Source organism: Microbacterium longlingense, assembly GCF_058349825.2.
Window position 1 is genome coordinate 624 of record NZ_JBYRJA020000009.1, and the last position, 17,900, is coordinate 18,523.

Consider the following 17,900-nt stretch of genomic DNA (forward strand, 5'->3'; position numbering starts at 1 on the left):
TACGGTGACCGTCCGCGCCGTGACGGGGATCGTCCCTCGTACGGTGACCGTCCGCGCCGTGACGGGGATCGTCCCTCGTACGGTGACCGTCCGCGCCGTGACGGGGATCGTCCCTCCTACGGTGACCGTCCGCGCCGTGACGGGGATCGTCCCTCCTACGGTGACCGTCCCCGCCGGGATGGCGACGCTCCGCGGTACGGTGCGGATCGGGAGCGTTTCGGTAGTCGTGAGGGGCGTCCGCCCTACCGCGGCGGCGACCGCGATTCCGCGTCGCGTCGGGACAGCGGCTACCAGCGCGGCGACGGCCGTCCGCCGCGTCGCGATGGTGACGCACGCGGCTACGGGCGTGACGGCGGCCCCCGCGGCGGAGGGCCGCGCTCAGGCGATCGGCCGTATGCCGACGGCCGCCCGCCGCGGGGTGACCGTCCCTTCAACGATCGCGATCGCGAGGATCGCGGACCCAAGCCTCCCTCCATTCCGGAGGATGTCACGCCGAAGGATCTGCATCCCGCGGCGCGAAATCAGCTGAAGACCCTGAGCAAGGAGAACGCCGAATGGGTCGCACGTCATCTTGCGATGGCTGCGCAGCTCATCGATGAGGACCCGGCTCTGGCGCATGAGCATGCCCTGGCGGCGTCCCGGCGCGCCGGGCGCATCGCGGTCGTGCGCGAGAGCCTGGCGATCACGGCATACGCGACCGGCGACTTCGCGCTGGCGCTGCGTGAGCTGCGGACCTACCGGCGGATCTCCGGCCAGGACGACCAGATCGCGCTGATGGTCGACAGTGAGCGGGGCGTGGGCCGCCCGGATCGCGCTCTCGAGCTCGGCCGGAGTGTGGATCGCGCCTCCCTCGCCCCTGAGGTGCGCGCGGCGCTGGCCATCGCGATGTCCGGGGCGCGGCTGGATCGCGGTGAGGTCGAGCTGGCGCTGGGCGAGCTCGATGTTCCGGAGTCCAACCCTGACCGTGCCTATCCGTGGAGCCCCGCGCTGTTCACGGCCCGCGCCGAGGTGCTGGAAGACCTCGGACGCGACACGGAGGCAGCGTTCTGGCGTGAGCGGGCGGCAACGGCGTCTTCGGCGCTGGGCCTCGATGAGATCGAGGACGACGTGATCATCGCCGACCTCGCGGACGACATCCTCGACGATCCGGCGGACGCCTCTGCGCCCGCCGATGTGACGCCGGCGGAGGCCGAGGGCCAGGAGCGTTCCGACGGTCACCCCGTAGATGACGAGTCGCCGCGTGCTGCAGACCCCGATGGCTCGGGCGACGCGGACGACATGCTGGCCGACGAAGAGCCTGCGATCGCCGAGGACGTCTCCGCGGCAGCGGAGCCTGAGCAACGATGAGCCCGCTGCCCTGGTCACGCCGCGCGCGCCGCTCGGCTGCGCCTCTGGAGGGCGTCGACGTGGTGCTGGCCGATCTCGACGGTGTCGTCTACGCGGGGTCCGGGCCGATCCCGCACGCCGTGGAGAGCCTCCGTGCCGCGGAGCCCGCTGCACGCCTCGGTTTCATCACCAACAACGCCTCGCGCACGGACGCATCCGTCGCCGCGCACCTGCGTGAGCTCGGCCTGGAGACCGCCCCGAACGACGTGATCACGAGCCCGCAGGCGGCGACGCGCTTGCTGCGGGAGAAGATCGAGCCCGGCCACACGATTCTCGTCGTGGGCGGGGAAGGCCTGGTCGTCGAGATCGAGAAGGCCGGCTATCGCGTCACCCGCAGCGCGGACGATGCCCCCGCGGCCGTCGTGCAGGGATTTGCGCCGGAGGTCGGCTGGACCGACCTCGCCGAAGCCGCGTACGCGCTCAAGGTGCCAGAGGACGAGGGCGGGATCCCCTGGATCGCGACGAACACCGACTGGACGATCCCGCAGGGCCGGGGACTCGCGCCGGGCAACGGCACGCTCGTCTCGGCCGTGCACACCGCGGTCGGACGTCTGGCGACGGTCGCCGGTAAGCCGGAGATCCCGATCTTCCAGGAGGCCGTGGCGCGCTTCGAGGCGAACAGCCCGCTGTTCATCGGCGACCGCATGGACACCGACATTCTCGGCGCGAACCGTGCGGGGATCCCCTCGGCCCTCGTGCTGACCGGCGTCGATCGTCCGAAGCACGTGCTCGCGGCGTCCGGCGACGCCCAGCCGCGCTTCCTTCTCGGCGACCTGCGCGAACTGCATGAGCCCTACCCGGATGTGCGCACGTCCGGCGCCGTGACAACGGTGGGCGACGCCTCGGTCGAGATCGACGGCGTCGACGTGCGCATCCTCGCGGAGGGCAGCCGTCAGATCGACCTGCTGCGGGCGGGCGCCGCGGCGATCTGGGCCACGGGCCGCGGGATCTTCGGGTTCCGTGTGCCGGAGCGTCTTTACGACGATCCGTTCCACCGCCCCTGAACGACACCGCCGCGCGGCTCTCTGCTCCGTCTGAGGGTGCGTCGGTAGGCTGGTGACATGCACGAGCACGCGGAACGCCGAGCCGACGACAGCGAGCCGACGGACGTGCTGTGGAGCCGGCTGCGGCTGATCGAGTCGCAGCCGCTGGATGCCCGGGCGCCGGCCTACGCCGGGCTGCACGACGAGCTCTCACGGCGTCTCGAGTCGTCGCCGCGCCCGGACGCCGGATGACTGAGCGGCTCGACAGCGCGCTGGCCTCCCGTGGTCTCGCCCGCTCACGCACCCACGCGGCAGCGCTCATCGGCGAGGGCCGGGTGAGTGTCGACGGCGAACCGGTCGTGAAGGCATCGCTGCGGGTCGCCGAAGACGCCGAGATCCTGGTCGCCGGGGGCGACCACTATGTGAGCCGCGCCGCGCACAAGCTCATCGCGGGGCTCGACGGCTTCGGTGTCTCCGTCGAGGGCCGCGTCGCCCTGGACCTCGGCGCGTCGACGGGCGGCTTCACGCAGGTGCTGCGGGAGCGCGGTGCACGCACCGTGCTCGCGGTGGATGTCGGCCATGACCAGATCGCGCAGACGATCGCGGCGGATCCCGCTGTCCGCGTGGTCGAGGGCTACAACGTGCGCCATATGACACGCGACAATCTCGCTGCGGCGACGGGGGAGAGCGCGCTGCCGGATCTGGTGGTCGGCGATCTGTCGTTCATCTCTCTGACCCTCATCCTGACGCCGGTGACCGAGGTCGCCGCTCCCGGTGCCGATGCGGTGCTGCTGGTCAAGCCGCAGTTCGAGGTGGGCCGTACCGCCGTCCGCGGCGGTCTCGTGACCGATCCCGTGGCGCGCATCGACGCTGTCGAACGGGTGCTGTGGAGCGCGTGGGACGCCGGGTTCGGTGTTCGCGGGATCCTTCCGTCGCCGATCCTCGGCACACACGGCAACGCCGAGTACCTGGTGCACTTCGTGGTCGGCGGCGACGGGGATCCCGCACAATGGAGAGACACGATCGAGCAGCTGGCGGGGAGACGATGACCGGACGCAGCATCCTCATCGTCGCGCACGCGCGGCGAGACGACAACGTCAACGCGGCCCGCCGCGTGGTCGAGGCACTCCGCGATGCCGGCGCGCAGCCGGTGCTGACCGATGACGACCGGGCCGCGCTGACCGAGGCCGACGCCGCATTCTCGCGTGTCGCCGTGCTCGATGAGGGCGCCGGAGGCGTGGCCGTCTCAGAGATCGAGCTCGCCATCGTCCTCGGCGGCGACGGCACGATCCTCCGCGCGGCCGAAGTGGTCCGGGAGGGGGCGGTGCCGGTTCTCGGGGTCAACATGGGGCACGTGGGCTTCCTCGCCGAAGCGGAGCGCGACGACCTGGACGACGCCGTCCGCCGTATCATCGCGCGCGACTATGCCTTCGAGGAGCGGCTTGCGCTCGACGTCACGGTGACCGATGCCGACGGCCGGATCGTCTATCAGACGTGGGCCCTCAACGAGGCAACGGTCGAGAAGGCCGCACGAGAGCGCATGATCGAGGTGTCGCTCGAGATCGACGATCACGCGCTGACGAGCTTCGGCTGTGACGGCATGGTCGTCGCGACACCGACGGGCTCGACCGCCTACAACTTCTCTGCCGGCGGGCCGGTGATCTGGCCCACCGTCGAAGCGATCGCCGTCGTGCCGCTGTCTGCCCACGCCCTTTTCGCGCGTCCGCTGGTGGTCGGGCCGGAGACCGTCGTGGCCATCCGCATGCTCGCCGGGACGGGCGACGCCGGTGTGCTCTGGTGCGATGGCCGCCGCTCCTACGACCTCCCGCCGGAGGGCTCGATCACGGTGCGCCGGTCGGCTCGGTCGGTGCGCTTCGCGCGTCTGCACCCCGCGGCGTTCACGGATCGTCTGGTGCGCAAGTTCCACCTCCCCGTGGCCGGCTGGCGCGATGGAGCCGTGCAGTCCACGGCCGGCACCGGATCGTCCATCAGCACCAGCCCGGCGATCTCGAACGGCGGACCGGCGTGATCGAGGAGATGCGCCTGCGCGATCTCGGCGTCATCGCCGAGGCGACGCTGCCGATCGGCCCGGGGTTCACGGCCATCACCGGGGAGACAGGCGCGGGCAAGACGATGGTCGTCACCGGGCTCGGTCTGCTGCTGGGCGCACGAGCAGACTCGGGGGCCGTGCGCGCCGGGGCAGACCAGGCCTCGGTCGCGGGCGTCTGGGTGGTGCCGGCGGCCGGCCCCATCTCTGACATCGTCGCGGGCGCCGGGGGCGAGCTCGAACCGGTCGACGGTGAGCGCGCCGAACTGTACCTCTCTCGCACGCTGTCGGCAGAAGGGCGGAGTCGGGCGAGCGTCGGCGGCCGTGCGGCGCCCGCTGCGGTGCTCGGCGAGCTCGCCGATGAGCTCGTGGTCGTGCACGGGCAGTCGGAACAGATCCGGCTCCGCTCATCGGCTGCGCAACGGGAGGCACTGGACCGCTTCGGCGGCGAGGCGGTGCACGCAGCGCGACGGCGTTACGCCGAGCTGTTCTCGCGCTGGCGGGAGCAGGAGGCGCTGCTGCACGAGCTCGAGCAGAACAGTGCTCAGCGTCGTGCCGAGGCCGAGACGCTGCGTGAGCAGCTGGCCGCGATCGACGACGTCGCGCCCGAAGAGGGGGAGGACACCGAGCTCGCCGAGCGTGCGCAGCGCCTCGCCAACGCCGAGGAACTGCGCCAGGCCGCTGCCCTCGCGCGCGCCGCGCTGTCGGGGGAAGCAGACGGCGGCGACGAGGGGATCGACGTGCAGGGGCTGGCGGCGGCTGCGCGTCGCGCGCTCGACCGCGCGGAGGATCCGCGTCTCGTCGGCATCGCCGAGGGGATCGCTGACCTCGGCTATCGAGCCGCCGACCTCGCCGGTCAGCTGTCGACGTACCTCGCCGATCTCGACGAGACCGGTCCGCAGGAGCTTGCGGGGGTGGAGGAGCGCCGTGCACGTGTGAACGCGCTCGTGCGCGCCCACGGCTCTCTCGACGCGGCCATCGCGTTGTGGCGTACCGGGTCGGCGCGCCTGCTGGAGCTCGACGACGACCCGGACCGGATCGAGCGCCTCGTCGAGGAACGTGATGCGGTGCGCGCCGAGCTCGATACGGCTGCCGCTGCGTTGACCGATGCGCGCACCGAGGCCGCGGTGCGGCTCGGCGCTGCGGTGACGCAGGAGCTGCATGCGCTCGCGATGCCCGATGCGCACCTCACCGTGTCTGTGGCGCCCGGCACGGCGGCGGCGCACGGTCGTGATGAGATCGCGCTCCTGCTCTCGCCTCATCCGGGCGCCGCGCCGCGCCCGGTGGGCAAGGGAGCATCGGGCGGCGAGCTCTCCCGCGTCATGCTCGCGATCGAGGTCGTCATCGCCGCCGTCGACCCGGTGCCGACGTTCGTGTTCGACGAGGTCGATGCCGGGATCGGCGGCGCGGCGGCGATCGAGGTCGGACGACGACTTGCGCGCCTGGCCCGCTCGTCGCAGGTGATCGCGGTGACCCATCTGGCGCAGGTCGCGGCATTCGCGGGCAATCACCTCTCGGTCGTGAAGGCCAGCGACGGATCGGTCACCGCATCGAGCGTGCGTCGTCTCGAGGGTGCCGAGCGGGAGGCGGAGATGGCCCGCCTGCTGTCGGGGCTGTCCGACTCGGAGGCCGCGATCACGCACGCCCGGGAACTGCTCGCCCTCGGTTCCTGAGCGAAGCGCGCGGGGCCGGCACAGCCTGACCGTTCCCCCTGCCGTGCCACGGCAAGCGCTGATAGAGTGGAAGCCCGTGACGGACACTTTTCCTGCGGGCCCCTCAGCTTCCTCGGACGGCATCACCAAACACATCTTCGTGACCGGTGGCGTCGTCTCGTCACTGGGTAAGGGGCTGACCGCGGCCAGCCTCGGAAATCTCCTCACCGCACGCGGGCTCCGCGTCGTGATGCAGAAGCTCGACCCCTACCTCAACGTCGATCCCGGGACGATGAACCCGTTCCAGCACGGCGAGGTCTTCGTCACCGACGACGGTGCCGAGACCGACCTCGACATCGGCCACTACGAGCGCTTCCTCGATGTTCCGCTCAGCCAGGCCGCGAACGTCACGACCGGTCAGGTGTACTCGCAGGTCATCGCCAAGGAGCGGCGCGGTGAGTACCTCGGCGACACGGTGCAGGTCATCCCGCACATCACCGACGAGATCAAGCGGCGCATGCGCCTGCAGGCCTCCGAGGAGCCCCGACCCGACGTCATCATCACCGAGATCGGCGGGACCGTCGGCGATATCGAATCGCAGCCGTTCATCGAGTCCGCCCGGCAGATCCGTCACGAGCTCGGCCGCAAGAACGTCTTCTTCGTCCACGTCTCCCTGGTGCCCTTCATGGGGGCGTCGGGGGAGCAGAAGACCAAGCCCACCCAGCACTCCGTCGCGACGCTGCGCTCGATCGGCATCCAGCCCGACGCTCTCGTACTGCGCAGCGACCGGCCGGTGACCGAGTCGAACAAGCGCAAGATCGCTCTGATGTGCGACGTCGACGAAGACGCCGTCGTCAACGCCGTCGACGTGCCGAGCATCTACGACATCCCCACCATGCTCAACAAGCAGGGGCTGGACAGCTACATCGTCGACGCCCTCGGGATCGACGCCGGCGAGGTCGACTGGGCGCGCTGGAGCCGCGTGCTCCAGGCGGTCCACAACCCGAAGCACGATGTCACGATCGGTCTGGTCGGCAAGTACATCGACCTCCCCGACGCCTACCTGTCGGTGACCGAGGCGCTGAAAGCCGGCGGCTTCGCCCACGAGGTCGCGGTGAAGATCCGCTGGATCCCCTCCGACGACTGCGAGACCCCGGAGGGTGCGGAACGAGCGCTCGGCGATCTCGACGGCATCTGCGTGCCGGGCGGCTTCGGCATCCGCGGCATCGAGGGCAAGCTCGGCGCGCTCCGTTTCGCCCGCGAGCAGGGCATCCCGACTCTGGGTCTGTGCCTGGGGCTGCAGTGCATGGTCATCGAGTACGCGCGCAATGTCGCGGGCATCGCCGGAGCTTCGTCGAGCGAGTTCGACGAGGCCACTACCGAGCCGGTCATCGCGACCATGGCCGAGCAGGTCGAGATCCTCGACGGCGGCGATCTGGGCGGCACGATGCGGCTGGGCCTGTACACCGCCGCCCTGGAAGAGGGATCGCTCGCCCGCGAGCTGTACGGTGCGCCGGAGGCCGCGGAGCGGCATCGGCACCGTTATGAGGTCAACAATGCGTACCGTCCGCGCCTGGCCGAGGCCGGTCTGCGCTTCTCGGGGCTGAACGCCGAGCTTGATCTGGTCGAGTACGTCGAGCTGCCCCGTGACGTGCACCCGTTCTACATCGCCACGCAGGCGCACCCCGAGCTGCGTTCGCGACCGACCGATCCGCACCCGCTGTTCCGTGGCCTCGTGGGAGCGGCCATCGAGCGGCACCGGTCGAGTGAGCTGTTCGACGTCGAGAACGACTGAGGCGCGGATGACGAGCGAACCCGGAACGGACCTGCGCGACGAACCGTTCTTCGCAGAGGTGGTCGAGAGCGACCGCGTCTTCGCCGGACGCGTCTGGGACGTGCGCTCGGACCGAGTCCGCTACGGCGACGGCGAGATCGTCCGCCAGTACGTCGATCACCCGGGTGCTGCGGCGGTGGTCGCGCTCGACGACGCCGGGCGTGTGCTGCTCATCCAGCAGTACCGCCATCCGATCCGGCACCGCGACTGGGAGCTGCCCGCCGGCCTCCTCGATGTCGAGGGCGAGGAGCCTCTGGCGGCTGCGCGCCGGGAGCTCGCAGAAGAGGCCGACCTCGAAGCCTCCGAATGGACCCCGCTGGTGTCCATTTTTGCGACGCCGGGCGGCAACAGCGAGATGATCCATGTGTTCCTCGCGCGGGGGCTTGCCCGGGCGGAGACTGATTTCGAGCGCGAGGCGGAGGAGGCGGACATCCGTCTCGCCTGGGTGCCGTTGGCAGAGGCCGCCGAGGCTGTGATGCAGGGGAGGATGCACAACGGCATCCTGGTCTCCGGCATCCTGGCGGCCGAGCGGATGCTGCTGCGAGACCGGTAGCGGTCATGGAGCTCGCGCGCGCCGTCGACGAGTATCTGCGGCACATCACGGTGGAGCGCGGCCTGTCCGCGCACACGGTCGCCGCGTATCGCCGCGACCTCGACGGCTACCGGGAGTGGCTGGCGACCCAGGGCGTCTCCGACACGGCCGAGATCACGCCGTCTGCTGTTGCCGCTTTCGCAGCGGACCGCGCGGCCGCGGATCCGCCGCCGGCGGCGACGAGCATCGCCCGGCTGCAGTCGTCGGTGCGCGGCTGGCATCGTTTTCTCGTGCGCGAGGGCGTGGAGGAGGACGACCCGAGCGGCCGTCTGCGCCCCCCGAAGACTCCGCAGCGCCTGCCCAAGGCGCTCACGATCGATCAGGTCGAGCGCCTGCTCGCTGCGCCGCCCGCCGATGAGCCGCTCGGTATCCGCGACCGGGCGCTGCTGGAGCTGCTCTATGCGACGGGCGCTCGGGTCTCGGAGGCGATCGGGCTGGACGTCGACGATGTCGCCCATGGCGACGTGCTGCGGGTGCGGGGGAAAGGATCGAAGGAGCGCATCGTGCCGATCGGCTCCTACGCCCGCGCAGCCGTCGACGCGTACCTCACCCGGGTGCGCCCGGCGCTTGCCGCGAAGGGGCGTGCTTCCGCGCGGCTGTTCCTCGGAGCCCGGGGCGCCCCGCTCAGCCGTCAGGGGGCCTGGCTGGTCATCCGCGCCGCAGCCGAGCGGGCGGGCATCGCCGTCGACGTGTCGCCGCACACGCTGCGGCACTCCTTTGCCACGCACCTGCTGCAGGGCGGCGCCGATGTCCGTGTCGTGCAGGAGCTGCTCGGCCATGCCTCGGTGGCGACCACGCAGATCTACACGCACGTGTCGGCGGATGCGCTGCGCGACGTGTACGTCACGGCGCATCCGCGCGCCCGCTGAGCGCGATCCGGCCGGCTCGCCCCCGCCTCGGCGGCGGCACGCGCTCGAACATGCGCCGGGGGAGACCCGCGTTCCGCGCGAGGGGCATCCGACGTCCACGATCCACCTTTTTCGGATCAGACGACGGCCTTCCTCCTGTCGCTGCCGATAAGGATTCCCATGCATCGGACTCGCTGTTGCGAGGCGAGTCCGACGCAATCAACGCCCTGATGCCGCACATTATTCGTGCACTACGTATGTGAATGCATCTTTGCAAGGAAGAGGCGGCCTCATGGCAGACATCGATTCTCGGCAGCGATAACTGCAACGATGCGTTCAGTAAAACCACAGGTCGCTGGTTAGGCTTGGCTCAACGCATCACTGTCGTGCGCGCGCCCTGCTCGCACGGAGTCACCTCAGGGGGTATTCATGCGCGGGACGCGCCTCGGCTTCATGGTTCTGATCGCGGCGACGGCCACGGCCCTGGCAGGCTGCTCGGGCGGTCCGCTCGGCGGCGGAGAGCTGTCTTACGAGGACTCCCCCCTCAATTCCTACCTCGCCGCCGCCTGGGGCGGCGACATGTCGCCCGAGGAGCAGCAGCAGCGCATCGACGAGCAGCAGAAGCAGGTGGAGGAGCTCGTCGCCGCGTGCATGAGCAAGGAGGGCTTCGAGTACGTCCCGAGCCTCAACAACGGCACGGTCGTCTTCTCCGGCGACGATGACTACGACCCGGAATCCCGTGAATGGGTGACCCAGTACGGTTACGGCTTCATCAACAGCCCCTGGCAGGAGCAGCAGAAGAACAGCCCGCCGGACGAGGGTTCCGCCGACCCGAACAACGCGTACGTCGAGGCGCTGTCGCCATCCGAGCAGGAGGCGTACTACGCCGTCCTCTACGGTCGTGGTTTCACGGAGGAGGAGGCGAACGATGCCGATTTCGTGCCGTCGCCCGATCAGCTCGGCTGCTACGGCGCCGCCCAGGAGGAGGTGTTCGGCTCGCAGCAGCAGGCATGGAACGATGAGCAGTTCCAGCCGCTGATGGAGGCCATGAGCACGCTCTACCAGGACGTCGAGAACACCTCGGAGATGCTCGCCCTCAACAAGGAGTGGGCGGACTGCATGTCGGAGAACGGCGAGCCGGGCTTCACCAAGCAGCGTGACGCCCAGGAGTCGATCATGAACGAGCAGAACAAGTTCTGGGAGACCATCGACTGGGAGCAGTACGGCGATGAGGGCCCGGATCAGTCTGTCATCGACGAGGCCATGAAGCCGCTCGGCGAGCGGGAGGTCGAGCTCGCGCTGGTCGATCTCGACTGCCGGGAGAAGACCGACTACCGCCAGCAGGCGATGAAGGCCCAGTTCGCTCTCGAAGAGCAGTTCATCGAAGACCACAAGGCGGAGCTGGAGGCCTTCAAGGCCGCAGCCGAGCAGGGCAGCTGAGGTGGCGCGCACGCGCAGAGGAGGGGAAACGCCCGAGGACGCAGCGGACGACACGGCGACCGAGCCGCTGGACACCGATGCGGATGACGCGGCCACCCAGCTCCTGAGCACCGATGACGCGGACGAGTCCGTCGAGACCGACGAGGAGACCGCCTCCACCGCTCGGGTGAAGGGCTGGCGACGGATCTTCCGCGGAAATCGCGGGCTGTGGATCACCGCCGCCGCTGCCCTGGTCTTCCTGGTCGCAGGGCTCGTGGTCGGACGCTTCGTGATCGCGCCGGCGACCGCGGGGGAGAACGTGCCGGACCCGGGGCTGGTGACGGTGCCGGTGGAGTTCGGTGAACTCACCAACGAGGTCGTCGTCCGTTCCGATGTCGGCTATGCCGACGCGGTCCAGGTGACCCTGGACACGTCTTCCCTGTCGACCGCGGCGGTCGTCACGGGGCAGGTTCCGGCGGTGGGTGCTGAGCTGAAAGCGCTCTCGGTCGCCCTGGAGATCGCCGGTCGGCCGGTGATCGTCCTTCCCGGCGAGCTCCCGTCATACCGCACTCTGCGTCTGGGGGTCTCCGGTCCCGACGTGATCCAGCTCAAGGCCGCGCTCTCCGGGCTGGGCATCGATGTGGGCGACGCGGCGAGCGATGTGTTCGATCAGGCGACGGCGGACGCCGTGGCAGAGATGTACACCAGGGCCGGCTATCCCGCCCCGCCCGCTCCGGACGGGGCGGAGGACTCGTTCCGTGCCGCACAGGACGGCGTGCGGTCGGCGGAGGATTCCCTGGCATCGGCGCGCGTGCAGCTCGACAAGGCGGGCGCCGGCCCGTCACAGGTCGAGGTGCAGCGCGCCGACAACGCGGTCGCCGACGTGCAGCGTCAGCTCGCGGCGGCCAAGGGCGCGGATCCCGTCGACGCGGATGCGATCGCCCGGCTCGAGGGCGACCTCGTGGTGGCCAAGCTCGAGCGCGACGCTCTGTACGAGGGGGCAGGCACCGAGGCCGAGCAGGCCGCGGTCGACTCCGCGCAGCGCAGCGTGGACGCCGCGTACGAATCTCTGGAAGAGGCGCGTCAGGCGGTGCAGCCGTATCTGCCGTCCAGCGAGGTGCTCTACCTCACCGAGCTGCCGCGTCGCGTCGACGCGGTGAACGTCAAGCGCGGCGACATCGTGCAGAGCGCGGCGATGACGGTCTCGGGTGCCACGCTGCAGCTTTCGGCGAAGGCGGCGGAGGCCGATGCTCGCCTGCTGGAAGTGGGCGACGAGGCATTCTTCGATCTGCCGGAGGGCGGCGAGCATCGCGCGGTGATCACCGAGCTCAAGGCCGAGAAGGACACCGGACGCTGGGAGGTGTTCCTCGAGCCGGATCCGCTCACGACCGAACAGATCACCCAGATGCAGGGCACCAACATCCGGCTGCGGATCGCGGTCGGCGCGACCGATGGCGCGGTGCTCTCCGTGCCCCTCGCCGCGCTCACCGCAGGACCCGGCGGGGAATCGCGTGTCGAGGTCGTCGTGGATGATCCGCGCAAGGGCGAGAAGGCCGAGACGCGCCTCGTCGTGGTGGAGACCGGGCTCGCTGCCCGCGGTCAGGTCGAGGTCACGCCGACGTCCGGGGAGCTCGCGGAGGGCGACCTCGTGGTGGTGGGGCGGTGACCACCCCGGTCGCGGACCCCTCGGCGGAGACGGCGGGGGAGCCGGAGGAGCACCCGCCGCTGCTGGAGCTGCGCGACGTCACACGATCCTTCCCCGGACCCCCCGAGGTGCAGGCGCTGAAGGGCGCCAACCTGCGCATCGAGCACGGCGACTATGCGACGGTGGTGGGTCCCAGCGGCTCCGGCAAATCGACGATGCTCAACATCCTCGGTCTGCTCGACCGTCCCAGTGTCGGCGAGTACCGCCTGGAGGGGCAGCTCATCAGCGACCTCAGCGACGACGACCGCGCTGCCGTGCGTGCGCGCATGATCGGCTTCGTCTTCCAGGCATTCCACCTGATGCCGCGGCGGAGCGTGCTCGACAACGTGCTCATGCCGATGCTCTACAGCGGGGTGCCGCGGGAAGAGCGGGAGGGGCGCGCCCGCGCCGCCCTGGAACGCGTGGGTCTCGGGCACCGGGTCGACTTCCTGCCCGGATCGCTGTCCGGCGGTGAACGCCAGCGCGTCGCCGTGGCGCGTGCCGTCGTGAGCGGTCCGCGTCTGCTGCTCGCCGACGAGCCGACCGGAAACCTCGATCAGCGCACGTCGGGTGAGGTGATGGCGCTCTTCGAAGAGCTCAACGCCGAGGGGCTGACCCTCGTGATCATCACGCACGACGATGCGCTCGCGGCACGGGCCCCGCGGCGCCTGCATATCACCGATGGCCGCCTGAGCGAGCTGACATGATCTTCCGGCGTAAGAAGAAGGACGCCGCAGAGGAGCCGGACACCGACGCGGTGGACGGCGCGCATCCGACGACGGTCGCTGAGACCGTCGGGGAGGTGCTGACGGATCCGGTCACCGAGGCAGAAGCCGCCGGCGGCGTGGCAGACGGGGCCGCGGACGCCGACGGGTCGCTCGAAGCGGTCGTCGCGCCGCGGCGCCGACGGGGGCTGTTCGGCCTCTTCCGGCGCAGACGACCGGAGGAAGCTCCGGCGGAGGAGCCGGGTGCGACCCCGCTCGTGCCGCCCGTCCCGCACGCTGACCGGTTCACCTTCCAGGATCTCGTCGCCGAGGCCACCGCGGACATCGGGTCGCGCCCGGCGCGGCTGGTGATGACGACGCTCGGCACGGTCCTGGGCATCGGGTCGCTCGTCGCCACGATCGGATTCGCCCAGACGTCTGCGCTGCAGATCTCGCGGCAGTTCGACGCCGTGGCCGCGACCCAGGTGGTGGTGACCCCGAAGAGCACCGAGACCCGCGGGGGAGCCTCAGCGGCCACCGGGCGGTTGCCCTGGGACTCTCCGGAGCGCGTCGAACGCCTGGCGGGCACCAAGGATGCCGCGCTGATCTCGGCTGTGCCGATGGGTACAGAGACCATCACAGCCGTGCCCGTGAACGACCCGTCGATGCCGGTCCAGGCATCACCGTCCCTCATCGCCAGCACAGCAGATCTGCTGGGCACCGTCGGTGGCGAGGTCGTCACCGGGCGCTTCTTCGATGCCGGGCACGATGCGCGCGGCGACCGGGTGGTGGTGCTCGGTCCGCGTGCGGCCGAGCGCCTCGGCGTCAATCGCGTGGACAACCAGCCCTCGGTCTTCATCGCGGGCATCGCCTACGCCGTGATCGGCATCGCCGACGGCATGGAACGTCGTGCCGATCTGCTTGACGCCGCGATCATCCCGATGGGGGCGGCGCGCGCCGACTTCGGCGTCACCGCCCCCGAGGAACTGCGCGTGCGCATCGTGGTGGGCGCCGGGCCGCAGCTGGCCGAACAGGTGCCGCTCGTGCTCTCCCCGGACTCACCCGACACCCTCGACGTGAAGGCCCCGGCTCGCGGCTCCGACCTCAGCCAGAACGTGCAGGCGGACGTCAACATCGTCTTCCTCGTGCTGGGCGCGATCTCGTTGCTGGCCGGTGGGCTGGGCATCGCCAACGTCACCCTCCTGGGAGTGATGGAACGCGTCGGGGAGATCGGCTTGCGCCGCGCGCTCGGTGCGACCCGACGGCAGATCGGCGCCCAGTTCGTCGTCGAGTCGATCGTGATCGGCCTGCTGGGCGGTCTCATCGGCGCCGCCGTCGGGGTGGTCGCCGTGGTGGCTGTGGCCGTGGTGCAGGGCTGGACGCCCGTGACGGACCCGTTCGTCGCGCTCGGCGGAGCGCTCCTCGGCGCGGTCGTCGGTCTCGCCTCCGGCTGGTATCCGGCGCGTCGCGCTGCGCGCATCGAACCTGTTGCGGCGCTTCGCGGGTCGTGATCGGCTGGTTCGTTCTCGGATGCCCCCGTCAGCCGGATCGGCGGGGGCATCCGAAAATGCATGAACTCCGCGCGAGGCGCCGGAGCCGGGCACAGGCGCGCCGGTAGGATCGTTCCGGAACGAGGAGGCAGGAGACTCGGTGGCTGAATCAGCGGCGAAGGCGAACAAGGGCGGCGACACGCCCCTGGGCCCCACCGGGCGACCCTACAACGGCTTCCCGATCCCGGCCCCGCTGAGCTCGCACGGGCCGGCACGCATCATCGCCCTGTGCAACCAGAAGGGCGGCGTGGGCAAGACCACGACGACGATCAACCTCGCCGCGGCACTCGCCGAGTACGGTCGCCGCGTGCTGGCGGTCGACTTCGACCCGCAGGGCGCGCTCTCGGCCGGTCTGGGCATGAAGACCTACGATGTGCCGACGATCTACGACCTGCTCCTGGACCCCAAGCGGGATGCGCACGAGGTCATCGTCCCGACCAAGGTCGACGGTCTCGACATCATCCCGGCCAACATCGACCTCTCGGCCGCCGAGGTGCACCTGGTCAACGAGGTGGCGCGCGAGATGACGCTCTCCCGGGTGCTGCGCCAGGTCTCCGGCGAGTACGACGTCATCCTCATCGACTGCCAGCCCTCGCTGGGTCTGCTCACCGTCAACGCCCTCACCGCGGCGCACGGCGTGGTGATCCCGCTCGAGTGCGAGTTCTTCGCCCTGCGCGGCGTGGCCCTCCTCATCGAGACGATCGACAAGGTGCGCGACCGGCTCAACCCGGCGATCGAGCTCGATGGCGTGCTGGCGACGATGTACGACGCCCGCACGCTGCACTCGCGCGAGGTGCTTGAGCGCGTTGTCGAGGCCTTCGGAGATGACGTGCTGGAGACGGTGATCGGTCGTACGGTGAAGTTCCCCGATGCGTCGGTATCCGGGGTGCCCATCATCGAGTTCGCCCCCGAGCACGCCGCCGCCCAGGCCTATCTCCGGCTGGCGCGGGAGCTGATCGCCCGTGGCGCCGTCGCCTGAGAGCGACCAGGGCGAGGCGACGGCACCGGACGCCGCAGCCGATGCCGCCGACGGCTTCCGGGTCTCGCTGACGAACTTCGACGGCCCCTTCGATCTGCTCCTGACGCTCATCTCTCGGCATGAGATGGACATCACCGAGGTGAGCCTGAGCCGGGTGACCGACGAGTTCATCTCCTACCTGCGCGAGCTCGATCCCGAGGAGGAGCTCGAACAGGCGTCGGAGTTCCTGGTGGTCGCGGCGACCCTGCTGGACATGAAGGTCGTGAGCCTGCTGCCGCAGGGCGAACTGGTCGACGCCGAGGCGGTCGCGACGCTCGAAGCGCGCGATCTGCTGTTCGCGCGTCTGCTGCAGTACCGCGCGTTCAAAGAGGTCTCGGCGTGGTTCGGCCGGTGCCTGCACCGTGAGGACCGCCGGCATCCGCGGGCTGTGCGGCTCGACGAACGGTTCCGCCAGCGCGCTCCTGAGCTCGTCTGGACGCTGTCTGCGCAGGACTTCGCCGGCATCGCGCTCTTGGCATTCGCGCCCAAGGAGATCCTCACCGTCGGGCTCGACCACCTGCACGCACCGCTGGTGAGCATCCGTGAGCAGGCCGCGATCGTGGTGACGCTGCTGCGTTCCGCCGAGTCGCTGACGTTCCGTGAGCTCGTCGCCGGCGTCGCCGAGACGGGCGTGGTGGTGGCACGGTTCCTCTCGGTGCTGGAACTGTACCGGCACGCCGCGCTGTCGTTCGAGCAGCAGGAACCACTGGGGGATCTGACCCTTCGCTGGGCCGCCGATGCGTGGTCCGATGAGATGCTCGCGAGCCTGGGAGCCGACTATGACCGATGAACAGACCCCCGAGACCGACGCCCCGGTGACCGTGCCGATCACCGAGCGGCTGGAGGCGATCCTGCTGGTCATCGAGGAGCCGCACAGCCTCGTCTCCCTCGCGACAGCGGTCGGTGCCCCGGTCGCCGCGGTACGCCAGGCCATCGAGACCCTCGTCGACGACTATGACGGCCGCGGCCCCGGGCCCCGCCGTGGCTTCGAGCTCCGCGAGGTAGGCGGCGGCTGGCGGCTCTATGTCCGCGAAGACCATGACGACCTCGTGGCCGATTTCGTGGGCAGCCAGGCCCCCGCTCGTCTGTCGCAGGCAGCGTTGGAGACCCTGGCCGTCATCGCCTACAAGCAGCCGGTGACCCGCAGTCAGGTCGCGGCGATCCGTGCGGTCAACGTGGACTCCGTGGTGCGCACGCTGCTCGCCCGCGGGCTCATCACCGAGCTGTTCCAGGACTCCGAGACCGGGGCGATCAACTACGGCACGACCGACCTGCTGCTGCAGAACCTCGGCATCAACACGCTCGAGGAACTGCCGCCCATCTCGCCGCTCCTCGATGACGGCGCAGACGGTTTCGACGAGAAGGTCTTCGGAGAGGGGAGTGCACGATGAGCCACGACGACCGCGATGGTGCCGCGCCGGAGGGCGTACGGCTGCAGAAGGTGCTCGCGAATGCCGGGGTCGCGTCGCGCCGGGTGATCGAGCAGTACATCGTCGAGGGGCGCATCCGCGTGAACGGTGAGGTCGTCACCGAGCTCGGCCGTCGCATCGACCAGGAGAACGACCAGGTCGATGTCGACGGAACCGCCGTCCAGCTCGACGCCACCAAACGCTACGTGATGCTGCACAAGCCGACCGGCGTCGTCTCATCGATGAAGGACGACCGCGGACGCCGCGACCTGCGGGAGTTCACCCGCGCCTGGGACGAGCGCCTCTACAACGTCGGCCGGCTCGACAACGACACATCCGGCCTGCTGATCCTCACCAACGACGGCGACCTCGCGCACGTCCTCGCCCACCCCTCGTTCGGGGTGACCAAGGTCTACGTGGCACGGGTCGACGGACGCATGAGCGGGCAGACCGTCGCCCTGCTGCGCCGCGGCATCGATCTCGACGACGGGCCGATCGCCGCCGACCGGGCGCGGGTGCTCGACACCTCGCAGGATTCCAGCCTGGTCGAGCTGACCCTGCACTCCGGCCGCAACCGCATCGTCCGGCGCATGCTCGACGCCGTCGGACACCCGGTGACCGCGCTCGTGCGGCGTCAGTTCGGGCCGCTGCACCTGGGCACGCTCCCAGTCGGACGCACACGGGAACTGACTACAATCGAACGCGGCGCGCTGCTGACCCTCGCGCGCCGGGGATCCGCCGGGGCGGATGAACCGGACGAGTCTCAGGAGTGAC

Annotated in this window: 17 protein-coding genes; all 17 read left to right on the plus strand. The window is 70.2% G+C overall.

What is annotated here, in order from left to right; all coding sequences use genetic code 11:
- The first annotated feature begins 576 nt into the window (after positions 1 to 576).
- Positions 577 to 1,347 (plus strand): hypothetical protein, encoded by a 771-nt coding sequence (locus AC3RXY_RS12955; protein WP_498224747.1) that lies wholly within the window; start codon positions 577 to 579, stop codon positions 1,345 to 1,347.
- A complete protein-coding gene (locus AC3RXY_RS12960) occupies positions 1,344 to 2,390 on the plus strand; it encodes an HAD-IIA family hydrolase (protein ID WP_491511350.1) in 1,047 nt (348 codons plus the stop codon). Before AC3RXY_RS12955 ends, AC3RXY_RS12960 begins: the two co-directional genes overlap by 4 nt.
- 57 nt (positions 2,391 to 2,447) lie before the next feature.
- Positions 2,448 to 2,621, plus strand: coding sequence for a hypothetical protein (locus AC3RXY_RS12965; RefSeq protein WP_491511351.1), 174 nt, complete (start codon positions 2,448 to 2,450; stop codon positions 2,619 to 2,621).
- A complete protein-coding gene (locus AC3RXY_RS12970; protein WP_491511352.1) occupies positions 2,618 to 3,418 on the plus strand; it encodes a TlyA family RNA methyltransferase in 801 nt (266 codons plus the stop codon). The genes AC3RXY_RS12965 and AC3RXY_RS12970 overlap by 4 nt, the downstream gene beginning before the upstream one ends.
- Complete coding sequence (locus tag AC3RXY_RS12975) at positions 3,415 to 4,398, plus strand: NAD kinase (RefSeq protein WP_491511353.1); 984 nt, start codon at positions 3,415 to 3,417, stop codon at positions 4,396 to 4,398. The genes AC3RXY_RS12970 and AC3RXY_RS12975 overlap by 4 nt, the downstream gene beginning before the upstream one ends.
- Positions 4,395 to 6,089 (plus strand): DNA repair protein RecN, encoded by a 1,695-nt coding sequence (gene recN / locus AC3RXY_RS12980; protein ID WP_491511354.1) that lies wholly within the window; start codon positions 4,395 to 4,397, stop codon positions 6,087 to 6,089. Before AC3RXY_RS12975 ends, recN begins: the two co-directional genes overlap by 4 nt.
- A gap of 76 nt (positions 6,090 to 6,165) precedes the next feature.
- Positions 6,166 to 7,863, plus strand: coding sequence for a CTP synthase (gene pyrG, locus AC3RXY_RS12985; RefSeq protein WP_491511355.1), 1,698 nt, complete (start codon positions 6,166 to 6,168; stop codon positions 7,861 to 7,863).
- Positions 7,864 to 7,870: 7 nt separating this feature from the next.
- Positions 7,871 to 8,455, plus strand: a complete 585-nt coding sequence (locus tag AC3RXY_RS12990) for an NUDIX domain-containing protein (protein WP_491511356.1) — start codon at positions 7,871 to 7,873, stop codon at positions 8,453 to 8,455.
- Positions 8,456 to 8,460: 5 nt separating this feature from the next.
- On the plus strand, positions 8,461 to 9,363 hold the full coding sequence (gene xerD, locus AC3RXY_RS12995) for a site-specific tyrosine recombinase XerD (RefSeq protein WP_491511357.1): 903 nt from the start codon (positions 8,461 to 8,463) through the stop codon (positions 9,361 to 9,363).
- Between the two features lie 408 nt (positions 9,364 to 9,771).
- Positions 9,772 to 10,782, plus strand: coding sequence for a hypothetical protein (locus AC3RXY_RS13000; protein ID WP_491511358.1), 1,011 nt, complete (start codon positions 9,772 to 9,774; stop codon positions 10,780 to 10,782).
- A 1-nt stretch (position 10,783) separates the two neighbouring features.
- Positions 10,784 to 12,427: a hypothetical protein gene (locus AC3RXY_RS13005; RefSeq protein WP_491511359.1), complete on the plus strand. Its 1,644-nt coding sequence runs from the start codon at positions 10,784 to 10,786 to the stop codon at positions 12,425 to 12,427.
- Positions 12,424 to 13,152 carry an ABC transporter ATP-binding protein gene (locus tag AC3RXY_RS13010; protein WP_491511360.1) on the plus strand — a complete coding sequence of 243 codons (729 nt, stop codon included), beginning with the start codon at positions 12,424 to 12,426 and terminating at the stop codon, positions 13,150 to 13,152. The genes AC3RXY_RS13005 and AC3RXY_RS13010 overlap by 4 nt, the downstream gene beginning before the upstream one ends.
- Positions 13,149 to 14,660: an ABC transporter permease gene (locus AC3RXY_RS13015; protein ID WP_491511361.1), complete on the plus strand. Its 1,512-nt coding sequence runs from the start codon at positions 13,149 to 13,151 to the stop codon at positions 14,658 to 14,660. The genes AC3RXY_RS13010 and AC3RXY_RS13015 overlap by 4 nt, the downstream gene beginning before the upstream one ends.
- Positions 14,661 to 14,799: 139 nt before the next feature.
- A complete protein-coding gene (locus AC3RXY_RS13020) occupies positions 14,800 to 15,678 on the plus strand; it encodes a ParA family protein (protein ID WP_491511362.1) in 879 nt (292 codons plus the stop codon).
- Positions 15,662 to 16,507 carry a segregation and condensation protein A gene (locus AC3RXY_RS13025; protein WP_491511363.1) on the plus strand — a complete coding sequence of 282 codons (846 nt, stop codon included), beginning with the start codon at positions 15,662 to 15,664 and terminating at the stop codon, positions 16,505 to 16,507. Before AC3RXY_RS13020 ends, AC3RXY_RS13025 begins: the two co-directional genes overlap by 17 nt.
- On the plus strand, positions 16,497 to 17,108 hold the full coding sequence (gene scpB / locus AC3RXY_RS13030; RefSeq protein WP_491511364.1) for an SMC-Scp complex subunit ScpB: 612 nt from the start codon (positions 16,497 to 16,499) through the stop codon (positions 17,106 to 17,108). The genes AC3RXY_RS13025 and scpB overlap by 11 nt, the downstream gene beginning before the upstream one ends.
- Entirely contained in the window at positions 17,105 to 17,899 is a 795-nt protein-coding gene (locus AC3RXY_RS13035) for a pseudouridine synthase (RefSeq protein WP_491511365.1), read from the plus strand. Before scpB ends, AC3RXY_RS13035 begins: the two co-directional genes overlap by 4 nt.
- The last annotated feature ends 1 nt before the right edge of the window (position 17,900 follow it).